This window comes from Williamsia serinedens (genome assembly GCF_024171725.1).
Lineage (GTDB): Bacteria > Actinomycetota > Actinomycetes > Mycobacteriales > Mycobacteriaceae > Williamsia_A > Williamsia_A serinedens.
Map to the genome: position 1 here is coordinate 57,285 of NZ_JAMTCG010000006.1, position 22,591 is coordinate 79,875.

A 22,591-nucleotide genomic window follows, 5' to 3' on the forward strand; every position below is an offset into this window, starting at 1 on the left:
GTGCACGGGAAGCGGCAGTCATGTTCGCCGAGGATACCGGGAGTTCGGGGTGCCCCCGACCGGCGTCGCAGGTGGTGGCGCCGCGGGAGACACGCCTCACAGGGCCGATCGGTCACACGGAGCAGCCGACCAGCACCGGTTCGGGGTGCAGTCGGACGCCGAAGGCGTCCTCGACACCGTCGCGTACGCGTCGGGCGAGCGCGACGATGTCCTCGGCCGACGCCGCCCCGCGGTTCGTGAGGGCCAACGTGTGTTTCGTCGACAGCCGGGCCGCGGCGTCGGCGCCCGGGAAGCCGCGGGAGAACCCGGCCTTCTCGATCAGCCAGCCCGCCGACAGCTTGACCCCGCCGTCCGCGGGATAGCGCGGCATGTCCGCCGAGCCGGTCCGGGCGCGGACCGCGTCCTCGACGGCGGGGAGGTCTGCCTCGGGCACGACCGGGTTCGTGAAGAACGACCCGGAGCTCCACGTGTCGGGGTCGTCGGCGTCGAGCACCATCCCCTTGCCGCGGCGCAGCGCCAGCACGGCCTCCCGCGCGTCGGCCACCGGGGCACGCTCCCCCATCTCGACGCCGAGCACGCCGGCGAGCTCGCGGTAGCGGATCGGAGCGCTGACGCCGTCGTCGGTGAGGCGAAACGCGACGGTGAGCACGATGCGTTCGTCCCGGTGTTTGAGGGCACTGGTCCGGTACCCCAGGCCCAGCGCGGACGGCGCGACCCACGATCGCTCGCCCGTCGTGCGGTCGAGCAGTTCGACGCCGTCGAGGACGTCGGCGATCTCGACGCCGTACGCCCCGACGTTCTGCACGGGCGTCGCGCCGACGGATCCCGGTATGCCCGACAGGCATTCGAGCCCCCCGAGACCACGGGCCACCGCATCGGCCACCGTCGCATCCCAGTCGGCACCGGCACCCACGGTCATCCGCACACCGCCGTCGGGCAGCGTCTGGACCGCGACGTCGGCGTGGGAGACCTTCACGACCGTCGCGTCGACCCCGTCGTCGCCGACGAGCAGGTTGGAACCGCCCCCGATGACAAGGACGGGTTCGCCCGCGGCGTCGAGGCGACCGAGGGTGTCGACGAGCTCGTCGGCCGAGGACGGTGTCACCAGGCCGCGGGCGGGTCCGCCGACGCGCATCGTCGTCAACGACGACAGCAACACCCCGGACATGGGCCAACGGTAACGTCTGCAGATCATGGCGACGAAGCTGCAGCACCCGGTCACCTATCCCCTGAGTCTCGACCGCGTGCGCGCCGCGGTGAGCGACCGCGCGTACTGGGAGGCCCTCGCCGCGAGCGTCGAGAAGTCCCCCGGGGAGGTGAAGTCCGTCGACGTCAGCGGCGACCAGGTCACCGTCGAACTCACCCAGCGCATCCCGTCGGACAAGCTGCCGTCGGTGGTGACGTCGCTGGTCAGCGGCGATCTCGCGATCGAGCGCACGATGAGCTGGACGTTCTCGTCCGACACGGCCGCGCAGGGCACGTTCCACGCGACCGTGCCCGGGACGCCCGCCACCACCGAGGGGTCGTTCTCGCTACGCGAGGACGGTGGGACGACGGTGGCCGAGTTCGACGGGTCGGTGACCGTCCGAATCCCGTTGGTCGGCGGCAAGATCGAGAAGCTGATCAGCCAGAACATGCTGACGCTGTTCGACGCCGAGCGCGACTTCACCGTTGCGTGGGACGACGAGAAGGGCTGACCACCCCCGGGTAGCGTGAGCGCCATGGCGCGTCGTCTCAGCTACTCGGCCCGGTATGAGCACCCGGCCGAGACGGTCTACCAGGCTCTGTCGTCCCGGCAGTTCTGGGACGACCAGATGGTCGAGTTCCGCAAGCTCACCCCGCAGTCCGACGTCGACAAGTTCGTCGTCGACGAGAACGGCATCGACCTGGTGCTGGTGCAGACCCTGCCCCGATCGGACCTCCCGTCGATCGCGAGCGCGGTGATCAAGAAGGACATGGTGATCACCCGCACCGAGAAGCTGGGCCCGTTCCACCCCGAGAAGACCGAGGGCACCTACACCGCCGGCATCCCCGCCGGTCCCGGCAGCCTCACCGGCGTGCAGGAGTTGTTCCCGACGGAGTCGGGGTCGACGCTGCGTCGGACGACCGAGGTCAAGGTCTACGTGCCGTTCGTCAACGGCAAGCTCGAGCAGCTGATCCTGGTGAACCTCGTCGACCTGTTCCGCGGCGAGGCCGAGTTCACGGCCGACTGGATCGCCGCCAACGCCTGAGGTCGACCGTGCAGCCGGGTGACCGTCGCGGTGTCGACGGTCAGATCACCCGGGGCACGACGAACGTCGGTCGTCTCCGACGCGTCGACAGGTGGATCGCCGCCCGCGCGGAGATCGTCGACGTCCTGCGGTCCGCCGGCCGGCCGCTCGTCGTCGACCTCGGGTACGGCGACCGCCCCGACACCGCGGTCGACCTGCACCGACGTCTGCGCGCCGTCGTCCCCGGGGTCGCGACCGTCGGGTTGGAGATCGACCCCGACCGCGTCGTCGACGACCGGGACGGCGTGCGGTTCGCCCGCGGCGGTTTCGAGCTCGCCGGCCTGCGACCCCATCTCGTGCGGGCGTTCAACGTGCTCCGCCAGTACGACGAGTCGCAGGTCGGCCCGTCGTGGGCCCGGATGCAGGCGGCGCTCGCGGCGGGCGGGCTGATCGTCGAGGGCACATGCGACGAGATCGGTCGCCGCTGCACGTGGGTCCTCCTCGACGCCGCCGGCCCCCGCACGCTCACCCTGGCCTGGGATCCCGCCCACACCGACCGGCCGTCCGACGTCGCCGAACGGCTCGTCAAGGCGCTCATCCACCACAACGTCCCCGGCGAGCCGATCGGTGAGCTTCTCGCCGCGGCCGACCGGTGCTGGGACGCGGCGGCCGCCTGGGCCCCGTACGGCCCACGGTTCCGGTGGCTGCGGGCGCGCGAGGCCCTCGCCGCCTCCGGCATCCCCTGCGAGCGTCCGCGGCGGCGCGAACACGACAACACCCTCACGGTCCCGTGGTCCGTGGTCGACCCGGCCGGAAACTAGGCTCGACCCCATGCGAGTGGCGATGGCGCAGGTCGCGGCGGGCACCGACCCGGCCGTCAACCTCGAGACCGTCCGGGTGCGGACCCGCGAGGCGGCCGACGGCGGGGCCGACCTCGTCGTCTTCCCCGAGGCAATGATGTGCCGCTTCGGGGTGCCGCTCGGCCCGGTCGCCGAACCCCTCGACGGTCCGTGGGCCGACGGCGTCCGTGCCGCGGCGGTCGAGGCCGGCGTCACCGTCGTGGCGGGGATGTTCACCCCGGGTGACGAGCACGCCGGGCGACGTCGCGTGGTGAACACCCTGATCGCGGCCGGCCCCGACGGGTCGTCGACGGGCTACGACAAGATCCACCTCTACGACGCCTACGGCTTCCGCGAGTCCGACACCGTGGCGCCGGGCGAGACGACCCGCACGATCACCGTCGCCGAGGTGACCGTCGGGCTCGCGACCTGCTACGACATCCGCTTCCCGGGCCTGTTCACCCGACTCGCCCGCGAGGGCGCGCAGGTCGTCGTCGTCCCGACGTCATGGGGGTCGGGCCCGGGCAAGGTCGAGCAATGGCAGGTCCTCACCCGCGCACGCGCGCTCGACAGCTCCACCGTCGTCGTCGGGGTCGGTCAGCCCCTGCCCGCCGACCCCGCCGTCGCCGACAGCACCGCCCCGACCGGTGTGGGGCACTCCACCGTCGCCGACCCGTACGGCCGGGTGCTGGTCGAATACGATGACGCCGAGCATCTCGGTGTGCACGACCTGGACCTCGAACCCGTGCAGCGCGCCCGTCGGGACATCGCAGTCCTCGACAACGCGCGTCTGTGAGAGGGTCCCTCCCCGTCGGGTGACGGCCGCGTCTCTCACCGAACCCTCACCGAAGTCTCATCTGTGCCGCCCGGACGGCAGGCACAATCGACCCCGATGACCCAACCCAGTGATCCTTCGCATCCCGAGTCCGATCCGTCGGCACCGAACACCGAGCGGATCCCCCAGCCGCAGCAGTCGCCGCAGGCCTGGTCGCAGACCCGTCCGTTCGACACGTCGTCGTACCCGTACTCCGATGCCCAGCCCGTCGCCGACGCCCGGCCCGGTCCCGACGCGCGTCCACGCCGCCCTCGCCGGAGGGTGGCCATGATCGTGGGCGTCAGCACGCTCGTCGTGCTGCTCGTGCTGGTCATCGCCGGCGTGGGCAGCGAGTTGTACCTGCGGAACGCGACGAAGGACTGCCTGCAGAAGTCGTTCTCGAGCCTGACGGGCTCGTCGACGTCGGTGTCGCTGAGCAAGCAGCCCATGCTGGTGCAGTACGCCACCAAGAAGGTGCCCTACGTCCAGGTCGACTCGTCCGGGGACAACGGGCAGGCCATCGAGCTGCACGGACGTGCCGACGACATCACCGGCCGTTCTGACGGCTCGACGCTGGGGTCTCTCGCCGCGACGGGCAGCGTGCCGTTCTCGCGGATCGTCGCGTTGAGCAAGCAGGGTGCCGCGAGCGGTCAGAGCGGCCAGTCGTCGGGGGACTCGACATCCGGCGACTCGTCGGGTCTGGGCGGACTGTTCGGCGGGTTCACCCTGTCGAACGTCACCGGCAACCCGTCCACGGGCACCATGACGATCGACGCGACGGTCACCGTCGCGATCATCCCCGTCCCGGTCAGCACCGAGATCAAGCCGGTCGTCACGAACGGCAAGCTCGAGTTCCAGGTGGTCAAGGCCAGTGCGTTCGTGTTCGGTGTGCCGTCGGGGTTCGCGCAGACCATCGTCGACGGTGTCTCGAAGTCGCTGTTCCCGCCGCTGTTCGACGAGCTGCAGTTCCAGAAGCTGTCGGTCACGTCGCAGGGTGTCGACTTCGCCGTCCGCGGCTCGAACGTCGCACTGGACCAGGACTCCCTCGGCGCCACCGGGAACACCGGGTCGCAGCAGAGCACTTGCTCTGTTCTATGACGGCGACGAAGAAGTCAGGCACGAAGAAATCCGGGGCGTCGGGTCCCGACCCGCTGTGGCTGTTCGCCGACCAGCTCGGTCCGCACATCCACTCCTGCGACGACCACAAGGACCGGCAGGTCCTGCTGATCGAGTCGACCGCGGCGCTGGCGCGTCGCGGCGGACATCGGCAGAAGGCGCACCTCGTCCTGTCGGGGATGCGTCACCTCGCCGCCGAACTCGGCGACCGCGCCGAGTTCTGGCAGGCCGAGGGCTACCGCGACGCGCTCGTCGAGTTCGGACGGCCCGTCGTGGTGCACGAACCGTCGTCGCGGGCAGCCTCGCGCTTCGTGCACGCCCTGCACGACGAGGGACTGGTGTCGGAGATCCTGCCCAACCCGACCTTCGCGCTGTCGCGGAAGGACTTCGAGACCTGGGCCGGCGAGGGCGAGAACTTCCGGATGGAGAACTTCTACCGGGACCAGCGCCGTCGCTTCGACATCCTCATGGACGGCACGTCGCCGGCCGGCGGGAAGTGGAACTACGACGCGGAGAACCGGGACAGCCCGCCGAAGCGAGAGACCCTCGGCGTCGACCCTCCCTGGTGGCCGGAGGAGGACGACATCGACGAGGAGGTCCGTGCCGACCTCGACGCCCTCGTCGACGACCGGCCCGACGTGCGCTTCACCGGGGTCGACGGGCCACGCCAGTTCGCCGTCACCGGCGACGAGGCGCAGAAGGCGCTGCGCACGTTCCTCGACCACCGTCTGGCGACGTTCGGACGGTGGGAGGACGCCATGATGGGCGGCGACTGGACGATGTCGCACTCGCTGCTGTCGGTGCCGCTGAACCTGTCGCTGCTCGACCCGCTCGACGTCGTGCACGCCGCCGAGTCCGCGGCCCGCGACGGCTCCGTCGACATGGCGGCGGCCGAGGGCTTCATCCGGCAGATCATCGGGTGGCGCGAGTTCATCTGGCACCTGTACTGGCATTTCGGCCCCGGCTACATGAAGAAGAACGAACTGAAGGCGCACACCCGCCTGCCGGACTGGTTCACCGACCTCGACGCCGACGCCGTCACCGCCCGGTGCCTCTCCGACGTGTTGGCCGGCGTCCGCGACCGTGGCTGGGTGCATCACATCCCGCGCCTGATGATCCTCGGCAGCCACGCCCTGCAACGCGGCTACGACCCCGCCGAGCTGACCGAGTGGTTCCGCGCCAACTTCGTCGACGGGTTCGACTGGGTCATGCCCGTCAACGTCATCGGCATGAGCCAGCACGCCGACGGTGGGCGGATGGCGACCAAGCCGTACACGTCGGGGGGCGCCTACATCAACACGATGTCGGACTACTGCGGCGACTGCGCCTACAACCCGAAGGTGCGTGTCGGGGAGAACGCATGTCCCTTCACCGCGGGTTACTGGCAGTTCACCCACCGCCACCAGAACATGCTGAAGGCCAACAACCGGACCGCGCGGTCGGTGGCCACCATGAACCGGCTGAAGGATCTCGACGAACTGTTGGAACAGGAACGCGCCCGCGACGAATTCTGACCCGATGCTCAGGTTGCCGCGTTAGGCTCGGCACTCCCGGCAGCCGCCGACCGTGGCTGCGGGACCGTGACCGACCGACGTGCTGACACGAGGTGGCAGACGATGAGGAACGACGCACACAACCCCACTGCGCTGGCGATTCTCGGCTATGCGGGGGTGATCTACGCAGCGGTCGCCGTCTTCGTGGTGACGCTGTTCGGCGCCTCCGCGGTGGACGGTCACGTCGGTCAGTGGTCCTTCCCGGTCGACCACTGGATCCTGGCCACGAGTGCCGCGACGGTCGTCGTCGGCATCGTGCTGTCGGGCGTGCACACGATGCTCTACGAGAACCCGCTGCACCGCGGCCGCATCTGACACCCTTGCGCCCAGCGCGGGCGCAACCCTCGACCTCCGGTGAGCGACGCTCGTAGCGTCGGCCGTCGTGTCCACACACGACAGTGCCCACGCGTCCGCCCCGCAGGTCGGCGTGGACGCCACCGACACCCGACACCTGCGCCTCGTGATCGCGTCGGCGCTGCTCGGAACCACCATCGAGTGGTACGACTTCTTCCTCTACGCGACCGCCGCGTCGCTGGTGTTCAACACCCTCTTCTTCCCCGACACCGACTCCTACGTCGGGACCATGCTGTCGCTCGCGACGTTCGCCGTCGGGTTCCTCGTCCGGCCCATCGGCGGGATCGTGTTCGGACACGTCGGGGACCGGATCGGCCGCAAGCGCACGCTCGCCGTCACGATGCTGCTGATGGGGCTCGCGACCGCGTCGATGGCCGTTCTCCCGACCGCCGCGCAGGTCGGGGTCCTCGCGCCGATCCTGCTGTTGGTCCTGCGCATCGTGCAGGGATTCGCGCTCGGCGGTGAGTGGGCCGGCGCGGTCTTGATGGCCGTCGAACACGGTCCCCGGGGTCGCACCGGGTTCTTCGGGTCGATCCCGCAGATCGGCCTGCCGCTCGGGCTCGGGCTGGGGACCGCAGTGTTCGCGGTCCTGCAGACCACCCTCGACGCGGCCGACTTCCTCGCGTGGGGATGGCGCATCGCGTTCGGGGTGAGCCTCGTCCTCGTGATCGTCGGGTTCGTCGTGCGGCTCGCCGTCGAGGAGACGCCGTCGTTCCGCGCCGCGGAGGCGGCGGAGGTGACCGTCCGGACGCCCATCACGACGCTGCTGAGCGACCGCACCCTGCGCCGACCGACGATCCTGGGCCTGCTGTCCCGGTGGGCCGAGGGCGCGGCGTTCAACACGTGGGGCGTCTTCGCGATCACCTACGCGACCGGCACGCTCGGCATGGCGAAGGTGCCGGTGCTCTGGGCCGTCACCCTGGCCTGCGCGGTCATGGCCGCGGTGATCCCGCTGTCGGGACGCATGGCCGACCGCATCCCGCCGACATGGATCTTCGCCAGTGGCGTCGCGCTGTACGGGGTGGCCGTGTTCCCCGTGTTCGCGCTCTTCTCGACGGCGGACATCGTGTGGTTCGCCGTCGGGTTGGTCATCGTCTTCGGGTTCGTCCACGGGTGGTTCTACGGCGCGCAGGGCACGCTCTACGCGCTGCTCTACCCGACCCAGGTGCGCTACACGGGCATCTCGTTCATCTACAACGTGGCCGGCGTGTACGCCTCGGGGCTGACCCCGCTGATCCTCACCGCCCTGATCCACGCGGGCGACGGCAGCCCGTGGCGCGCCGCGGCGTATCTCGCGGCGACAGGAGCGATCTCGGCGGTGGCGACGGCGTTCTTGCGTCCCGGGGAACCGGAGGCGACGCTGCGTCGACCCGTGGAGCACCCGGAACCGGTGACCGTCGGCGCATGACATCCTCGGTGGGTGACTCTCACCCGCCGACAGGTCGCCGCGATGGTCGACCACACCCTGCTCGCCCCCGAGGCCACGCGCGACGACGCACTCGCCTGCGTCGCCGAGGCCGTCGACCTCGGCGTGTACGCCGTGTGCCTCTCCCCGTCGATGCTGCCCATCGACACCGGCGCGGTGACACCGTGCGTCGTCGCGGGATTCCCGTCGGGCAAACACCATTCGCTCGTGAAGGCATCCGAGGCCCGGTTGGCCGTGGACTCCGGCGCCCGCGAGATCGACATGGTGATCGACGTCGGCGCGGCCGTCGCCGGGCTCTACGACGAGGTGTTCGCCGACGTGCTGACCGTCCGTGAGGCCATCGGCGCCGACGTCGTCCTCAAGGTGATCATCGAGTCGGCGGCCCTGCTGGCCGCCGTCGGCCCCGAGGCCGTCGCCGAGACGAGTCGTCGTGCGGCACAGGCGGGTGCGTCGCTGGTGAAGACCTCGACCGGTTTCCACCCCGCAGGTGGTGCGAGCGTGCAGGCGGTCGAGGTGATGCGCGCAGCCGTGCCGGCCTCGGTCGGGATCAAGGCATCGGGCGGGATCCGGACCGCCGAGGCCGCAGCCGATCTCGTCGCCGCCGGAGCCACCCGACTCGGCCTCTCGCGCAGCCGCGACGTCCTCGCGGGCTTCCCCGACGACTGAGTCGGGAACCCGGCTCACACGCGGGTGGCGCGATCCTTCGTCCGGTCCAGGACATCGGTGAGCAGCCGGTTGTAGGCGTCGTGCTCCTCGATGTTGGCCATGTGCCCGGTGTGCGGCAGCACGAGGTACTCCAGCAGGACGTCCTGCTTCTCGAGCTGAGCCACGATCGCGTCGGAGTGCTTACGCGGGGTGAGGCGGTCGTCGGTGCCGACGACGACGGCCGTGGGGACGTCGAGGTTGAGCACGCCCTGCCAGACGTCGAGGTCCAGCATCGCCGCGCCCCATCGGGCCCGTGCGCGGGCGGGACACTCGCTGACCATGTGGTCGCAGAACTCGACGTGCGCGAGGCGCGACTGCGTGTTCAGCGCGATGTACTGCGCGACCCGCGGCGATGCGGTGGTGTGCGGCAGCGGGATCGGGGCCGTCGCGACCAGCCGGCCGACGGCGCGTTCGAACGGCTTGGTGTACCGCGGCAGCCCCTCGGGGACGACGGCGAGGTTCTGGATGATCTCGACCGCGGCGGTCGAGGTGAGCACGACCGCGCGGGCACGCGACGACACGGACCCGGGAAAGTCCTTGGCCCAGGCCATCACCGACATCCCGCCCATGCTGTGCCCGGCCACGAGGGCACGTCGCCCGTCATCGGTCACCGCCGTCACCACGGACTCCAGGTCCGCCCCGAGGAGCTTCGTGGACAGCCGGGTCTTCCCGAGCGGCGTCCGGCCGTGGCCGCGCTGGTCGTAGGCCACGACGCGGTAGTGGTCGGAGAACGCGTTGATCTGGGCGTACCAGTGCTTCGTCGAGCAGGTCCACCCGTGGGCGAGGACGAGCACCTCGCCGTCGGGTGGTCCGTACGCCTCGACGTGGATCGGGTTGCCGTCGGCGACCGATCGCACCGGGATGATGTCGGGCGCGACCGCCGGCGTGTCGAGCAGCGCGTCGGGTCCGTCGTCGACGGGCGGCGGCGACGTCATCGCCGTCCGCAGCAGCGCACCCAGGATGGTCCCGACCGCCGCCGTGCTCGCCACGGCGGCGAGGCCACCGCCGATCGCCACACCCTCCACCGCGTGCCGCGTGGAACGCCTCATCGAGTCCTCCGCTTTCCTGGGTCCCCGGGCATCGGGGCATGCTGGGTCGTCAGGTCTGGGTGTCGGCCTCGAGGATCTCCGAGGCCTCCCCGATCGCCGACGAGATCTTCGCGTCGAGGGCACGACGGAACTGGCTGTCCACGATCTCGTGGGCCATGGGCCGCACCGCTCCGATGAGGTGGGCGACCTTCGCGACCTCGGTCTCCTCCATGTCCAGGAGACGCCCGTCGTCGCCGAAGTACTTGTCGGTGATGATCGCGACGAAGTTGTCGGCGATGTCCTCGATGTCGTGCTGGATCCGTTCCCACTTGCGCAGCAACGGTTCCAGGTCGATGCCGGCCTTCACCAGCACCTCGGCACCCTCGAGGAGTTCGGGACTCTTCACCGCGTACTGGGCGCCCTCCTTGGCGAGCAGACCCAGCTTCTGACTCATCGCGATGGTCTTCTCGTCCGCGCCGAGCGTCTTGCGCAGTTCGGTCAGCGTGATCGTCGCGGCACGTTTGAACGTGCGCCAGCGGCCGCCCCGCGGCTCGCCGTGCAGGACGTGCTCCACCTTCATCCCGTAGTGCGCGGCGAGGAGCAACTCGCTGATCGTCGCGAAGGTGTACCCACGCTCGAGCAGACGGGAGATCAGATTCAGACGGACGAGGTGTTCGGTGGAGTACCAGCCGGTGCGACCCTTGATCTTGGGCGGTGGCAGCAGCCCGCGGTCCTGGTACACGCGGATGTTCCGGACGCTGACGCCCGACACCTCCGCGAGTTCGTTGATCCGGTACTCGGCCACCGGACGAGTCTATCGGTGCAGGTGCCCCGCACCCGTGACCGTCGGAATGACAGGTCACATGATCGAACCGCGGCGCAGCAACCAGGCGCCGGGCCCGCCGACGAGTCCGCACTCGTCGAGGAACTCGATCGTCTTCGCGCAGCCGTTGCGCTTGCGGTCGTTGTAGAAGGTGTTGCGACGGGCGGCACGCACCGCCTCACGCCGGTCGAGCCCGGCGGCCTCGTACACCTTCGGGTTCACCAGGCAGAAGACGACCATGTAGACGGTGATCGCGAGCGTCAGGCGGGTCATCGCACGCCGGACCGGGTTGAGCTCGGCGGCGATCCGCTTGGTCTCCTCGCGCGCGAAACGGATGTGCCGCGCCTCCTCGAGGACGTGGATCCTGCTGACCGTGCGCGTGATCGGCTGCACCCGGTCGTCTTTCATGAAGTCGCGCTGCATCATGTCGAGGATCTCCTCGGCGGCGAGCGTGCCGCCGAACGCCAACGACCCGGACGCCAGCGCCTTGAACGGCCGTGTCAGCAGTTCCACCCACCACGGACGGCGGTAATTCGGGATGCCGAAGTGCTCGGCGGCCTTGGCGAACATCGTCGAGTGCCGGCACTCGTCGGCGATCTCGGTGAGCGCGAACTGGAAGTGCGGGGACGCCGGGTCCTGCTTGTACGCGTCGCGGATGAGCATCTGCATGAGGATGATCTCGAACCAGATGCCGGTCGCGCTGATGCTCGCGGCCTCGTGCTCGGTGAGCGTGATGCGCTGCTCCTGCGTCATCGAGTCCCACAGCTCGGTGCCGTAGAGGCTGCACCATTCCGGCGTCATCCCGTACAGCGTCGAGTGGTCGACGGGGGCCTCCCAGTCGACCTCGATCAGCGGGTCGTAGGACTTGCGGGCCGCCGACGCGAGCAGTCGACGGGCGACGTCCTCACGGTCGTTCAGCTTCTGACGGGGGCTCTGCGGCTCCACGGCGACGGTCATGTCGGCGCTCCTTCGCGGGCTGGCGCACCCGGTGTGACGTGCGCCATCTACCGTTCCACGATGCACTGTGACACTGACCGTTGTCAAGGTTATGCGACAACATGCGTTGTCTCGGTCCGCGACGGCCCCGACGGCCGCCGGGGGTTCGTCAGACCTTCCGGAACCAGCGCTTGTTCTGGATGCTGTCGACGCGCGGACGGACGTCGACCAGGTAGATCAGCACCGCGACGATGCCGATGATCCCGAGGAAGCTGAGCAGACCGAAGAACCAGATGAACAGCGATCCGACCACGAGGATCGACACCCAGATGACCTTCGACTGGCGGTCCACGGCGGGGAACGCGTCGGGCCGTTGCGTGGCGGCGTGCACGAGCGCCAGCAACGCCGCGGCACCGCCCACGATGGTCAGGATCAGGACGATGATGTTCTGCCCGTAGGCGAGGAACTGCACGACGTTCACGATGTCAGCGTAATCGGACACCCGCGCACACCGGCGGACGCCGAACGCACCGCGCCCCCGGCGTCAGCCGGGGGCGCGGTGTGTGTCGGTCGATCAGACGGCGATCAGTTCGCCGACTTCTTGGCCGGGGCCTTCTTCGCCGGGGTCTTCTTGGCCGGCGTCGACTTCTTGGCCGTGGCCTTCTTGGCGGGCGACTTCTTGGCCGGGGCCTTCTTGGCCGGGGTCTTCTTGGCCGGCTCCTTCAGGTCCTCGAGCTTCGCGGCGGGCGAGTCCTTCGATCCGCGCGCCTTCGCCTCGACGGTGCCGGCGGCACCGGACACCTTGCCCGACGCCAGGTTCGCGAGCTTGGCGGCACGCTCACCGACGGCGCGGGTCTGCGACGAGATGGTGCCCAGGGCGTCCTCGGTCAGGTCGACGGCGTCGTTGTAGGCCTTCTCCGCGCGGGAGACGTTCTCCTGGAACTCCGGCTGCTGACGCAGACGCTCGACGGTCTCCTCGCCGCGCTCGGCGAGCGAGTTGTAGATCCCCGTCGCGACCTCGATGTAGGCCTCGGCGACCTTCCGCAGCTCCTCGCTGGTGAACCGGGTGCGCAGCTCGTCGATGTTCGTCCGAAGCTCCTCGATGTTGGTGGGGAGCTCCTCGGGCAGCGACTGGATGCGCTCCCGGGTCCCCTCGATGCGACCGCGCGTCTCCTCGACACGGGCCTGGGCGGTCTCGGTGGCCGACTCGGCGCGCTCGCGCAGCTGCCCGAGCACCTCGGCGACCTGCTGCAGAGCCAGGTCACCGGCACCGACAGCGGCGTAGATCGGGGTGGCCAGGCCACGCTCGTTCTTGCTCATGGTTCTCCTCGCTTGATCTCGTGATGACCGACCCGGCAGGTCGGTGGACGTCATGCTGTGGTCTCGACGGACCCGTTCTCCTTGCGGAACGACTCGTAGATCTCGAGCAGCATCTGCTTCTGCCGCTCACTGATCTGCGAGTCCGCCAGCAGTGCGTCTCGCACGGGACTCGCGGCTCGTTCCTCGAGGATGCCGGCCCGCACGTACAACACTTCGGCCGACACACGCAGACCCTTGGCGATCTGCGCCAGCACATCGGCGGAGGGCTTGCGCAGCCCTCGTTCGATCTGACTGAGGTACGGGTTGCTCACCCCGGCGCGCTCCGCCAACTGACGCAGCGACACCTCGGCGGCCTCCCGCTGGGACCGGATGAACGAACCGATGTCCTGGGCGGCGTTGACGACACCCTCGACGGCGCGGCTGGCAAGCTCCTCGGCATCGACATCGTCGGACGTCGTGTCGGGATCGTGCGATTCCGAACCCATCGGTTCCTCCTCTCGATTCCGTCCACCACGGTAAACAGCAGTGCTAGCAGATGCAAGCACTCCTGCTAACACGTTGCCGACGTCACATCACGCGACCTCCCACCACCCCTCAGGCGTAGGCGCCCGCGGCGATGTCGTCGAGCAGTCCGCGACCTCGGGGCTCCCACCCCAGCGCCGCCCGGGTGGCCTCACTGGACGCGGCCATGTAGACGTGGGCGAAGAACCCGCCGACGAACGGCCCGATCTGCTCGGCCAGGACGTCGGCGGGAAGCGACCGTGCCGGAACACCTTCCGCAGCGGCGACGGCCTCGGCGATCTCCCGGGTCGGTATCCCCTCCTCGGCCACGGCGTGCAGGATCGCCCCCGCCGCACCGTCGGCGACGGCGAGCCCGACCAGGCGTGCCGCGTCGTCGCGGTGCACCGCGGCCCAACGGTTGCCACCGTCACCGGCGTACCCCGACACACCGTGCCGGCGGGCCGCAGCGGTGACCGTGGCGATGAACCCGTGGTCGCCGACCCCGTGCACGGTCGGCGCGAATCGCACGACGATCGGCGTCACGTCCCGGTCGACGAGGTCGAGCACGAAGTTCTCCGCACCGCCGCGCGGCGAGTCCGGGCCGTGGAACGGGGACCTGTCGTCCTCGGTCGCCGGTCGACCCTCCGCCAACGCGGCCAGGCCGCCCGCGATGATCAGACGTCGACCGCTCCCGGCGAGGGCGTCGCCGAAACACTCCACCGCCGCGCGCTCGGCCGCGAAGGATGCCGCCACGTTCGACCAGTCATGCTTCATGGCCAGGTGCACGACGGCGTCCGCGGCATCGGCGCCGCCGCGGAGGGAGTCCAGGTCGTCGAGGTCGCCCCGCAGCGGCGTCGCGCCGCCGTCCTCCACCGCCCGCATCGACGCGTCGGACCGGGCCAACCCGGTCACCGCGTGGCCGTCCTGCAGCAACTGCCGCACGACGGCCGACCCGATCCACCCCGATGCCCCCGTGACGAAGACCTTCATCTCGAACTCCCTCAGTGATGTCTGATGCTGACATCACTGACCGTACGCTCGATGTCAGCCTCTGTCATCACCTGATGTCGGGACCTAGGATCGGCGACATGGCACGGTGGCAACCCGGCGCGGCCGAGCGGATGCGCGGCGCGGCACTCGACCTCTTCGTCGAGCGTGGCTACGACGCGACCACCGCCGCGGACATCGCCGCGGCCGCCGGACTCACCGAGCGGACCTTCTACCGGCACTTCGCCGACAAGCGCGAGGTGCTGTTCTGGGGGTCCGAGGAGTTCGAGGCGTCGTTCACCGACCCGATCGACGCGCTCTCCCCCGACGTCGGCGCCATGGGCGCGGTGGTGGCCGCGGTCGTCGGCGGGGCAGGGCGGTTCACACCCGAGCGACGGGAGTTCGCCTCGCTCCGCGCCGGCGTCGTCGACGCGACACCCCCACTGCGGGAGCGCGAACGGGACAAGATGGCGCGACTCGCGACGGTGATCGCCGACCGTCTGGTCGCGCGCGGTGTCCCCGCCACCGACGCGCAGCTGGCAGCCCACAGCGGGGTGACCGTGTTCACGACGGCGTTCGCGCGATGGGTCGCCGGCGACGCGCGGTCACCGGAGGCGCTGTGCGCCGACCTCTTCGACGACCTGGCCCGGCTGACGGATCAGCTGAAGAGCAGCACCGAGACGGTGTAGATCGCCAGGCCGGCCAGTGAGCCGACCACGGTGCCGTTGATCCGGATGAACTGGAGATCGCGACCGACCTGCAGCTCGATCTTGCGGCTGGTGTCGTCGGCGTCCCATCCGCGGACCGTCTCGGTGATCACCGAGATGATCTCGCGGGAGTAGTTCTGCGAGACGTGCCGGGCCACCCGGACGGTCCACATGTTCATCTTGTCCTGCAGCACGTCGTCGGCGCTGATGCGCGTGGCCACGCGTATGACGCCGTCGGCGAGCGCGGCACGCAGACGGCTGTCGGGGTCGTCGAGGGCCTGCTCGAGGACGGCCTTCGCCGCCTTCCACGCGGTCGACGCCGCCCCGGCGACCTCGTCGCGGCCGATGAACTCGTCCTTGATCTCCTCGACCTTCGCGATGGTCTCCGGGTCGTTCTGCAGGTCGTGGGCGAAGTTCACCGCCAGCTCGCGCAGGGCACGGCGGATGTCGTGCTCGGGGTCGGCGGCGATCTTGGCCGTGTACTCGACGAGTTCCCGGTGGATCCGCTCCCCCACCAGCAGGTTCACGAACTTGGGCGCCCATGCCGGGCCGTCCTTGTCGATGACGCGGTCGATGAGGGGCTGGCTCTCCTCGGCCCATCCCCGCGCGCGCTCACACAGCATCTGGATGAGCGGTTCGAGGCGTTCCTCGGCGATGAGCTGCTCGAGGACGCGCCCGGCCGGCGGACCCCACTGCGGCTCGGCCATCCACCGCATCCCCGCGACGATGAACGCCTCGACGTCCTCGTCGGCGAGCATCTCCCCGGCGAGCCCGATCGCCCGCGACGCCTCGTCGCTGATCCGCGGCGCGTTGGCGGGGTCGGCCAACCACCGTGAGACACGGTGCGGCAGTTGCAGCTTCTCGACCTGCCCCTCGATCACCGACGGCGTCATGAAGTTCTGCTCGATGAAGTCGCCGAGCTGGTCGCCGATCTGGTCCTTCTTCCGCCGGATCAACGCGGTGTGCGGGATCGGCAGGCCCAGCGGCTGCTTGAACAGAGCGGTCACCGCGAACCAGTCGGCCAGGGCACCGACCATCCCCGCCTCCGACGCCGCACGGACGTAGCCGACCCACGCCGCGACGTCGGCGCCGTCCCGCGACTCGAGGTAGCGGGTGACGAGGTACACGATCGCGGCGAGGGCGAGGAAGCCCGTCGCCACCACCTTCATCTTCCGCAGGTCGCGACGCCGTTGCGCGTCTCCTGCGGTGTCGCCGCCGAGACCGGCGATACCCGACGGGGCGGCCTGTCTGTCCTGCAGCGGGGTCGAGGTCACCCGCACAGTCTTACCCGAATCGGGCGCGACCATCCCCCGGTGTGCCCGGCACCACCGTCGACCGGCGGGTACCCGGCGCGCGACGGATACGCTGAGACGATGCCGAGCCGTCAGTCCACCGCCGCGGCGGCCCGTGCCGCGATCACCGCGGCGGCCGCGGCGACCAAAGGACTCGAGGCGGCACTGCGGGCCACCGCGGACCCCGCCGAGGGCGGGCTGGTCGACGGACGCAAACAACGGTGGCAGCGGCACAAGGAGGCCCGTCGCACCGAACTGGTGGACGGCACGTTGGCCGCCGTCCGCGAGCACGGGCCCGAGGTGGGCATGGACGAGATCGCCGCGCACATCGGCGTCTCCAAGACCGTGCTGTACCGCTACTTCACCGACAAGAACGACCTCAACACCGCGGCGATGGTGCGGTTCATCGAGACGGTGTTGCTGCCCCGGCTGACCGAGGTGCTGGTCGACGACGTCGACGAGTACACCCTCACCCGCACGGTGATCGCGGTGTACGTCGAGACGATCTCCGACGAGCCGGAGATCTACCAGTTCGTCACCAGCTCGAAGTCGGCCAGCCCGAGCGTCCTCGCCGACTCGGAGAAGCTCATCGCGGAGGTCGTCGCGTTCGCGATGCACGCCCGACTCGGCGATCGCGGCCTCGACACCGACGGCTTCCAGACGTGGTCGTATGCGCTGGTCGGTGGGGTGCAGCTGGCCACGCACTGGTGGATGCAGGACCAGGCCCTCCCGCGGTCGGCCCTCGTCGACCAGCTGACCATGCTCGTGTGGACGGCGTTCGTCGGCATCGTCGAGGTGGGCGGGTCCGCGTCGGAGTTCGCGCGACGGGACCACCCGCTGCCGCAGTTCCCCTCCGACGCGACGGCACCGCCCGCCTGACCCTGGCGCGGGCCGTCCTCTCGCTACAGTGCTGCCATGGGCGACGACGACGCCGGCGGCTACACGGGTCCGGCGAGCGTGACCGTGGACGGGCGGGTACCGGTCGAGGTGTCGGTCCAGCTGGTCGGTCACTTCGACCCGATCGCCGGGCGCTACGCGTGGCAGGGCCGCATCCGGGGTCTCGCCGACGCACTCGCCGACACGGCGGCGATCTCCGACGGCACGCCGGTGTCGGTCGAGACGCCGCACGGCGTCGGTGAGGGAACGGTGTCGACGCAGGACGTGTTCGGCGGCCACATCGTCACCGGGGTGTCGGCACCGCCGTTCGCCCAGCTGCCCGACGACGTCGACCGGTGACCGACCCGATCGCCCGCGTCGCCCTGGTGACCGGGGGCGCCGGCGGTGTGGGCCGTGGTGTCGTGACGGCTCTTGCGGCAGCGGGGTGGACGGTGTGGTTCACCGGGCGGGGCGGGACCACGCCCGAGGATCGCCTCGGCAGACTCGCGGCCCGGGTGACCGCAACCGGCGGCGACGCCCGACCCGTCACCTGCGATCACACCGACGACGCCGCCGTGAGGGCGGTGTTCGAGCAGATCGCCGCCGAGAGCGGCCGTCTCGACCTGCTCGTGAACTCCGTATGGGCTGCGCCCGACGGGTTTGTCGGGTTCGACGCACCGTTCTGGGAACGTCCGGTCACCGACTGGCGCCCACTCGTCGACGTGGGCCTGCGGGCCCACTACGTCGCCTCGGTGCACGCGGCGCGGACGATGGTCGCCGCGGGGAGCGGTCTGGTCGTCAACATCTCGTCGTTCGGGTCACGGGGACACCTGCACTCCGTCCTCTACGGGGTGGCGAAGACGGGCCTGGACAAGATGGCCGCCGACATGGCCGTCGAACTGCGGGGCACCGGCGTGAGCGCGATCAGCCTGTGGCTCGGCCTGATCCGCACACGCATGCTCCTCGCGTCGGGGCTCACCGAGTTCGCGGGCTTCTCGCTCGACCGCGCCGAGGACCCGACGTTCGTCGGCCGGGTCGTCGACGCCCTCGCCCGCGACCCGTCGATCGCCGACCGCAGCGGCGCGACGCTGATCTCCGCCGAGGAGGGGCGCGCCCGCGGGATCACCAACGACGATGGGACACAACCCGACTCCCACCGCGACGCCTTCGGTGGTGGCGGCCTGTTCGGGCCCGGCGGGACGGCCACGACAGTAGGGTGAACCGATGTCCTCCAGCGACGCACCCCTGTCCGTTGACATTCTGCGGCCGTCCGCGATGGGCCCCATCGCCGACGTCGACCCCCGGGACACACCGGGTTTCGACGGGGGCAAGTCCGCGGGAAAGGCGATCCGCAAGGCACGCGGCGAGGTCCTCGCCGACCTCCAGGAGCGTCTGTACGCCCACGGACGCAGCGGCGACCCGCGGTCGGTGCTGCTCGTGCTGCAGGGCATGGACACCTCGGGCAAGGGCGGCATCGTCCGGCACGTGATGGGCATGGTCGACCCCCAGGGCGTCAGCCACGCCTCGTTCGGCAAGCCTACCGACGAGGAACTGGCGCACCACTTCCTGTGGCGCATCCGGAAGAAGGTGCCCGCCGCGGGACAGATCGGGGTGTTCGACCGCTCGCACTACGAGGACGTCCTCGTCGTGCGCGTGCACGAGCTGGTCCCCCACGACGTCTGGGCGTCCCGCTACGACACCATCACCGAGTTCGAACGCGAGCTGGTCCGCACCGAGACCACCGTGGTCAAGGTGTTCCTGCACATCTCGCACGACGAGCAGCGCGACCGGCTCGCCCGCCGACTCGACCGGCCCGACAAGTACTGGAAGTACAACCCCGGCGACGTCGACGAACGCCGGTACTGGTCGGCCTACCAGGAGGCCTATCAGGCCGTCCTGGACCGCACCGACATCGACGAGGCGCCCTGGTTCGTGGTCCCCGCCGACCACAAGTGGTTCGCGCGGCTGGCCGTCACCGAGATCCTCATCGAGGCGCTGTCCCACCTCGACCTGCGATGGCCTGCACCCGATTTAGACGTCGACGTGGAGAAGAAGCGGCTCGCGGAGAGCTGAGCGCGCGGCACCAGGAGCGGACCGACGACCAGGCCGGTCACCAGGGCCGTGAGATGTCCGAGGTTCGTCACCCCGGGATCGACGACGAGCGCCGTCGCGGCCACGGCGATCACCACCGAGACGAACGCGCGGCGGTGCCGGGGCGAGACGTACTGCGCCGCGCCACCGACGAACGCCATCAGCGCGTAGCTGACACCGATGTCACGCATCGTCATCTGCGACGACGACGTGAGACCGAGGGCGATCGCCACCCACAGCGCGCCCTGGCTCACCGCCGTGCCGATCAGGTGGCCGGCCAGACCCATCGCGGCCCAGCGGCGTACGCCCAGACGACGCTCCATCGGGATCACGACGATCGCGAACATGGCCGCGTAGGGCAGCCACCACGCGCCGTCGAGCCATCCGAGACTGGTCACCAGCACGGTGACCGGATCGGACCCGAGGTGCCGGAGATCGGTCGACGAGTTCTCCAGCCAGGCGGCGACCTGCTCGGTGGTGCCGACGTGCTGCAGGACGGTCGTCGCCAACAGCAGCGCCAACCACGCACACGACGCGGGTGCGGCGCGGACCACGCGGAGGAGACGGTCGATCATGACCCCACGGTGACGCGCAGCCCGCCGTGTCGGCTGGACGCTCGCTGTGAGGTCGCTGCGGACCCCGGCTCAGTTCTCCGACGCGGCGAGCAGCCGACGACGCTGCCGACGGGCGGCGGCGACCATGTTGCGCAACGACGGCTCGAGCTGCCAGTAGTGACGGGTCTTGAGGCCACCGTCGGGGTTGACCCACAACCGTTCCGGGTCGATCGCCTGCACCGCACGCTGGATGCGCTCGTCGATCTCGTCGATGTCGGGGATCGCAGCGCTGCGGCTCTCGTAGACACCCGGGCCGACGCCGCGCTGGATCGGCGTGCCCGAGTTGACCAGCTGATCCAGCACCCAGTCGATGGACCGCGTGGCGACGATCGAGGTGACGTCGGCGTCGAGGGCGTCGAACGCCTCGACGACCTGCGCGATGCTCGAGTACCCGAGGTGGGTGTGGATCTGGGTCTCCGGCTTGGCCCCACCGACCGCCAGCTTGAACGCGGCGACCGCCCAGTCGAGGTACCCCTCACGTCCCCGCTCGCGCAGCGGCAGCAGCTCCCGGATCGACGGCTCGTCGACCTGGATGATCTGTATGCCGGCACGTTCGAGGTCGGCCACCTCGTCGCGGATGGCGAGCGCGAGCTGCTCTGCCGACTCGTAGAGCGGCTGGTCCTGGCGCACGAACGACCGCGCGAGCATCGTGACGGGACCGGTGAGGATCCCCTTGACGGGCTTGTCGGTGAGCGACTGCGCGTAGGTGATCCACTCGACGGTCATCGGGCCCGTGCGCTTGATGTCGCCGTACATGATCGGCGGTCGCACACAACGGGATCCGTAGACCTGCACCCACCCCATCCGGGTGGCCACGTAGCCGTCCATCAGCTCCGCGAAGTACTGGATCATGTCGTTGCGTTCGGGTTCCCCGTGCACGAGGACGTCGAGCCCGATGTCCTCCTGCAGCGCGATCACCCGGGCGATCTCGGCCTTGACCTCGCCCGCGTAGTCGTCCCACGAGAGTCGGCCCTGGCCGTAGTCGTAGCGCGCCTTGCGCATCTCGGCGGTCTGCGGGAACGAACCCAGGGTGCACGTCGGCACCGGCGGCAGACCGAGCACGGCGTCCTGGGCGACCTTGCGCTCCTCGTAGGGCGCACGCTCACGCTGGTCGGGACGGATGTTCGCGACCCGTTGACGGACATCGTGTTTCAGCTTGAAGTCGACCTTGGTGGGTCGGGTGTACCAGTGCTCGGGGGCGCCGTGGGTGACCGCCTTCGCCAGCGCGACCACCTCGCCCACCTTCTGCTTGGCGAAGGAGAGTCGGTCCGCGACGTCGCCGGGGATGTCGGGCTCGATGAGCTTGTCGACGGGGACGTGCATCAGCGAACACGACGTCGACACGACGATGTCCGGGATCTCCTTCTTGATGGCGAGCAGGAGATCGAGCTTGCCGCCCTTGGCCGCCTTCCACACGTTGCGACCGTCGATGACGCCGGCGTAGAGGCGCTTGCGCCGGAGTCCGGGGATGGCCGCGAGCTGCGCGGGGTTCATGGGCGCGCTGATGAGGTCGAGTCCGATCGCCTCGACACGCGTCGCGGAGAGCGCCGGGAGGGCCGGCCCGAGGTCGCCGTACTGGCCGGTGACCAGCAGCCGCGGACGTGAGGCCACGCCGGACAGCCGATCGTAGACCCGCGACAGGAGCTGGATCTCCTCGACCGTGCGGTCGAGGGTGAACGCCGGCTCGTCGAGCTGGACGCACTTGGCGCCCTGCTTGTACAGCGCGTCGAACAGCTGCAGGTAGACCTCGACGAGGTCGTCGACGCGGTCGAGCGGGGCGAAGCCCTCGGGTGCGTCGGGTCCGGCCTTCGACAGCAGCAGCAGGCTCAGCGGCCCGTGCACGACGGGCCGCAGCTCGATGCCCTCCGCCTTCGCCCGCGCGTGCTCGTCGAGCAGTGCGTCGGCGTTCAGCGTGAAGGTGGTGGCGGGACTGATCTCGGGCTGTCGGTAGTGGTAGTTCGTGCCGAAGTACTTGATCAGCTCCAGCGGCGGGAAGTCCGGCTTGCCGCGCGCCATCGCGAAGTAGAACTCGAGCGGCTCGAGCTGGTCCTGCAGCGGACGGAAGCGCTCCGGGAAGGCACCGAACAGCAGCGCGTCGTCGAGGACGTGGTCGTAGAACGAGAAGATGTTGCCCGGCACCTGCTCGAGACCCATGGCCGCGAGCTCACGCCACGTGTCGTCCTGCAGCTCACGCCCGGCCGCCTCCAGCTCGGCGAGCGACGTGCCGCGGTGCCAGTGGTCCTCCAGCGCCCGCTTCAGCTCCCGTCGGGCCCCGATCCGGGGATACCCCAGGATCGACGACCCGTACTCGACCGCATCCGACGCGCTGGTCATCGACACACCTTCCTCGCGAACTGTTCTCGCTCCACCCGTCGACCCACCGACCGCGACGGTGGCGG

The 22,591-nt window shown here is 70.0% G+C and carries 24 protein-coding genes and 1 pseudogene; 14 read left to right on the plus strand and 11 right to left on the minus strand.

The window, feature by feature from the left end; translation table 11 throughout:
• Positions 1–112 precede the first annotated feature (112 nt).
• A complete protein-coding gene (locus tag LX12_RS16120; protein WP_253655606.1) occupies positions 113–1,168 on the minus strand; it encodes a UDP-N-acetylmuramate dehydrogenase in 1,056 nt (351 codons plus the stop codon).
• 25 nt (positions 1,169–1,193) lie between these two features.
• On the opposite strand from LX12_RS16120, the gene LX12_RS16125 reads away from it, so the two are divergent.
• The 9 genes from LX12_RS16125 to deoC all read left to right on the plus strand — a co-directional run bounded on the left by LX12_RS16125 (position 1,194) and on the right by deoC (position 8,978).
• Positions 1,194–1,697 (plus strand): DUF2505 domain-containing protein, encoded by a 504-nt coding sequence (locus LX12_RS16125; protein WP_253655607.1) that lies wholly within the window; start codon positions 1,194–1,196, stop codon positions 1,695–1,697.
• A gap of 24 nt (positions 1,698–1,721) precedes the next feature.
• Complete coding sequence (locus tag LX12_RS16130; protein WP_253655608.1) at positions 1,722–2,231, plus strand: DUF2505 domain-containing protein; 510 nt, start codon at positions 1,722–1,724, stop codon at positions 2,229–2,231.
• An 8-nt stretch (positions 2,232–2,239) separates the two neighbouring features.
• The gene (locus LX12_RS16135) at positions 2,240–3,031 is read left to right on the plus strand and encodes a class I SAM-dependent methyltransferase (RefSeq protein ID WP_253655609.1); all 792 of its coding nucleotides are present in this window, start codon (positions 2,240–2,242) and stop codon (positions 3,029–3,031) included.
• Between the two features lie 10 nt (positions 3,032–3,041).
• Positions 3,042–3,845, plus strand: coding sequence for a carbon-nitrogen hydrolase family protein (locus tag LX12_RS16140; RefSeq protein WP_253655610.1), 804 nt, complete (start codon positions 3,042–3,044; stop codon positions 3,843–3,845).
• A gap of 96 nt (positions 3,846–3,941) precedes the next feature.
• The gene (locus LX12_RS16145) at positions 3,942–4,961 is read left to right on the plus strand and encodes an LmeA family phospholipid-binding protein (protein ID WP_253655611.1); all 1,020 of its coding nucleotides are present in this window, start codon (positions 3,942–3,944) and stop codon (positions 4,959–4,961) included.
• Entirely contained in the window at positions 4,958–6,493 is a 1,536-nt protein-coding gene (locus LX12_RS16150; protein WP_253655612.1) for a cryptochrome/photolyase family protein, read from the plus strand. The genes LX12_RS16145 and LX12_RS16150 overlap by 4 nt, the downstream gene beginning before the upstream one ends.
• A gap of 102 nt (positions 6,494–6,595) precedes the next feature.
• Entirely contained in the window at positions 6,596–6,847 is a 252-nt protein-coding gene (locus tag LX12_RS16155) for a hypothetical protein (protein ID WP_253655613.1), read from the plus strand.
• Between the two features lie 67 nt (positions 6,848–6,914).
• Complete coding sequence (locus tag LX12_RS16160; protein WP_304051930.1) at positions 6,915–8,294, plus strand: MFS transporter; 1,380 nt, start codon at positions 6,915–6,917, stop codon at positions 8,292–8,294.
• Positions 8,295–8,336: 42 nt separating this feature from the next.
• On the plus strand, positions 8,337–8,978 hold the full coding sequence (deoC, locus tag LX12_RS16165) for a deoxyribose-phosphate aldolase (RefSeq protein WP_253655951.1): 642 nt from the start codon (positions 8,337–8,339) through the stop codon (positions 8,976–8,978).
• Between the two features lie 14 nt (positions 8,979–8,992).
• Here deoC and LX12_RS16170 read toward each other — a convergent pair whose 3' ends face one another.
• From LX12_RS16170 to LX12_RS16200, 7 genes are all read right to left on the minus strand, one after another.
• Complete coding sequence (locus LX12_RS16170) at positions 8,993–10,066, minus strand: alpha/beta fold hydrolase (protein WP_253655614.1); 1,074 nt, start codon at positions 10,064–10,066, stop codon at positions 8,993–8,995.
• A gap of 49 nt (positions 10,067–10,115) precedes the next feature.
• Positions 10,116–10,850, minus strand: coding sequence for a MerR family transcriptional regulator (locus LX12_RS16175; protein WP_253655615.1), 735 nt, complete (start codon positions 10,848–10,850; stop codon positions 10,116–10,118).
• Between the two features lie 54 nt (positions 10,851–10,904).
• Positions 10,905–11,825 carry an AurF N-oxygenase family protein gene (locus LX12_RS16180; RefSeq protein WP_253655616.1) on the minus strand — a complete coding sequence of 307 codons (921 nt, stop codon included), beginning with the start codon at positions 11,823–11,825 and terminating at the stop codon, positions 10,905–10,907.
• Between the two features lie 148 nt (positions 11,826–11,973).
• A complete protein-coding gene (locus tag LX12_RS16185) occupies positions 11,974–12,285 on the minus strand; it encodes a DUF2516 family protein (protein WP_253655617.1) in 312 nt (103 codons plus the stop codon).
• A gap of 104 nt (positions 12,286–12,389) precedes the next feature.
• A complete protein-coding gene (locus LX12_RS16190) occupies positions 12,390–13,124 on the minus strand; it encodes a heparin-binding hemagglutinin (RefSeq protein WP_253655618.1) in 735 nt (244 codons plus the stop codon).
• A gap of 50 nt (positions 13,125–13,174) precedes the next feature.
• A complete protein-coding gene (locus tag LX12_RS16195) occupies positions 13,175–13,609 on the minus strand; it encodes a helix-turn-helix domain-containing protein (RefSeq protein WP_253655619.1) in 435 nt (144 codons plus the stop codon).
• A 109-nt stretch (positions 13,610–13,718) separates the two neighbouring features.
• Complete coding sequence (locus LX12_RS16200) at positions 13,719–14,615, minus strand: NAD-dependent epimerase/dehydratase family protein (RefSeq protein WP_253655620.1); 897 nt, start codon at positions 14,613–14,615, stop codon at positions 13,719–13,721.
• Positions 14,616–14,713: 98 nt separating this feature from the next.
• Here LX12_RS16200 and LX12_RS16205 point away from each other — a divergent pair, with 98 nt between their 5' ends.
• The gene (locus LX12_RS16205) at positions 14,714–15,301 is read left to right on the plus strand and encodes a TetR/AcrR family transcriptional regulator (protein ID WP_253655621.1); all 588 of its coding nucleotides are present in this window, start codon (positions 14,714–14,716) and stop codon (positions 15,299–15,301) included.
• Here LX12_RS16205 and LX12_RS16210 read toward each other — a convergent pair.
• Complete coding sequence (locus LX12_RS16210) at positions 15,271–16,626, minus strand: DUF445 domain-containing protein (RefSeq protein WP_372505062.1); 1,356 nt, start codon at positions 16,624–16,626, stop codon at positions 15,271–15,273. The genes LX12_RS16205 and LX12_RS16210 overlap by 31 nt on opposite strands.
• 66 nt (positions 16,627–16,692) lie before the next feature.
• On the opposite strand from LX12_RS16210, the gene LX12_RS16215 reads away from it, so the two are divergent.
• Genes LX12_RS16215 through LX12_RS16230 form a run of 4 tightly spaced genes read left to right on the plus strand, consistent with a single transcriptional unit; the run spans position 16,693 to position 19,560 of the window.
• Complete coding sequence (locus LX12_RS16215; protein WP_253655622.1) at positions 16,693–17,490, plus strand: TetR/AcrR family transcriptional regulator; 798 nt, start codon at positions 16,693–16,695, stop codon at positions 17,488–17,490.
• Between the two features lie 36 nt (positions 17,491–17,526).
• Positions 17,527–17,847 (plus strand): DUF4873 domain-containing protein, encoded by a 321-nt coding sequence (locus tag LX12_RS16220; RefSeq protein ID WP_253655623.1) that lies wholly within the window; start codon positions 17,527–17,529, stop codon positions 17,845–17,847.
• A gap of 8 nt (positions 17,848–17,855) precedes the next feature.
• The gene (locus LX12_RS16225) at positions 17,856–18,707 is read left to right on the plus strand and encodes an SDR family NAD(P)-dependent oxidoreductase (RefSeq protein WP_253655953.1); all 852 of its coding nucleotides are present in this window, start codon (positions 17,856–17,858) and stop codon (positions 18,705–18,707) included.
• A gap of 4 nt (positions 18,708–18,711) precedes the next feature.
• Positions 18,712–19,560: a PPK2 family polyphosphate kinase gene (locus LX12_RS16230; RefSeq protein WP_253655624.1), complete on the plus strand. Its 849-nt coding sequence runs from the start codon at positions 18,712–18,714 to the stop codon at positions 19,558–19,560.
• 14 nt (positions 19,561–19,574) lie between these two features.
• On the opposite strand, the pseudogene LX12_RS22285 reads toward LX12_RS16230, so the two are convergent.
• Together LX12_RS22285 and metE are read right to left on the minus strand one after the other, a co-directional pair.
• Positions 19,575–20,153, minus strand: a pseudogene (locus tag LX12_RS22285) (rhomboid-like protein); the annotation flags it as partial.
• Between the two features lie 69 nt (positions 20,154–20,222).
• Positions 20,223–22,526, minus strand: a complete 2,304-nt coding sequence (metE, locus tag LX12_RS16235; RefSeq protein ID WP_253655625.1) for a 5-methyltetrahydropteroyltriglutamate--homocysteine S-methyltransferase — start codon at positions 22,524–22,526, stop codon at positions 20,223–20,225.
• Positions 22,527–22,591: the final 65 nt, after the last annotated feature.

Bases quoted from the DNA above. Each gene is read 5' to 3' on its own strand.
- LX12_RS16120 (WP_253655606.1), bottom strand. From the start codon at position 1,168: ATGTCCGGGGTGTTGCTGTCGTCGTTGACGACGATGCGCGTCGGCGGA.
- LX12_RS16125 (WP_253655607.1), top strand. From the start codon at position 1,194: ATGGCGACGAAGCTGCAGCACCCGGTCACCTATCCCCTGAGTCTCGAC.
- LX12_RS16130 (WP_253655608.1), top strand. From the start codon at position 1,722: ATGGCGCGTCGTCTCAGCTACTCGGCCCGGTATGAGCACCCGGCCGAG.
- LX12_RS16140 (WP_253655610.1), top strand. From the start codon at position 3,042: ATGCGAGTGGCGATGGCGCAGGTCGCGGCGGGCACCGACCCGGCCGTC.
- LX12_RS16145 (WP_253655611.1), top strand. From the start codon at position 3,942: ATGACCCAACCCAGTGATCCTTCGCATCCCGAGTCCGATCCGTCGGCA.
- LX12_RS16150 (WP_253655612.1), top strand. From the start codon at position 4,958: ATGACGGCGACGAAGAAGTCAGGCACGAAGAAATCCGGGGCGTCGGGT.
- LX12_RS16155 (WP_253655613.1), top strand. From the start codon at position 6,596: ATGAGGAACGACGCACACAACCCCACTGCGCTGGCGATTCTCGGCTAT.
- deoC (WP_253655951.1), top strand. From the start codon at position 8,337: ATGGTCGACCACACCCTGCTCGCCCCCGAGGCCACGCGCGACGACGCA.
- LX12_RS16170 (WP_253655614.1), bottom strand. From the start codon at position 10,066: ATGAGGCGTTCCACGCGGCACGCGGTGGAGGGTGTGGCGATCGGCGGT.
- LX12_RS16180 (WP_253655616.1), bottom strand. From the start codon at position 11,825: ATGACCGTCGCCGTGGAGCCGCAGAGCCCCCGTCAGAAGCTGAACGAC.
- LX12_RS16190 (WP_253655618.1), bottom strand. From the start codon at position 13,124: ATGAGCAAGAACGAGCGTGGCCTGGCCACCCCGATCTACGCCGCTGTC.
- LX12_RS16195 (WP_253655619.1), bottom strand. From the start codon at position 13,609: ATGGGTTCGGAATCGCACGATCCCGACACGACGTCCGACGATGTCGAT.
- LX12_RS16200 (WP_253655620.1), bottom strand. From the start codon at position 14,615: ATGAAGGTCTTCGTCACGGGGGCATCGGGGTGGATCGGGTCGGCCGTC.
- LX12_RS16205 (WP_253655621.1), top strand. From the start codon at position 14,714: ATGGCACGGTGGCAACCCGGCGCGGCCGAGCGGATGCGCGGCGCGGCA.
- LX12_RS16210 (WP_372505062.1), bottom strand. From the start codon at position 16,626: ATGGTCGCGCCCGATTCGGGTAAGACTGTGCGGGTGACCTCGACCCCG.
- LX12_RS16215 (WP_253655622.1), top strand. From the start codon at position 16,693: ATGCCGAGCCGTCAGTCCACCGCCGCGGCGGCCCGTGCCGCGATCACC.
- LX12_RS16220 (WP_253655623.1), top strand. From the start codon at position 17,527: ATGGGCGACGACGACGCCGGCGGCTACACGGGTCCGGCGAGCGTGACC.
- LX12_RS16230 (WP_253655624.1), top strand. From the start codon at position 18,712: ATGTCCTCCAGCGACGCACCCCTGTCCGTTGACATTCTGCGGCCGTCC.
- metE (WP_253655625.1), bottom strand. From the start codon at position 22,526: ATGACCAGCGCGTCGGATGCGGTCGAGTACGGGTCGTCGATCCTGGGG.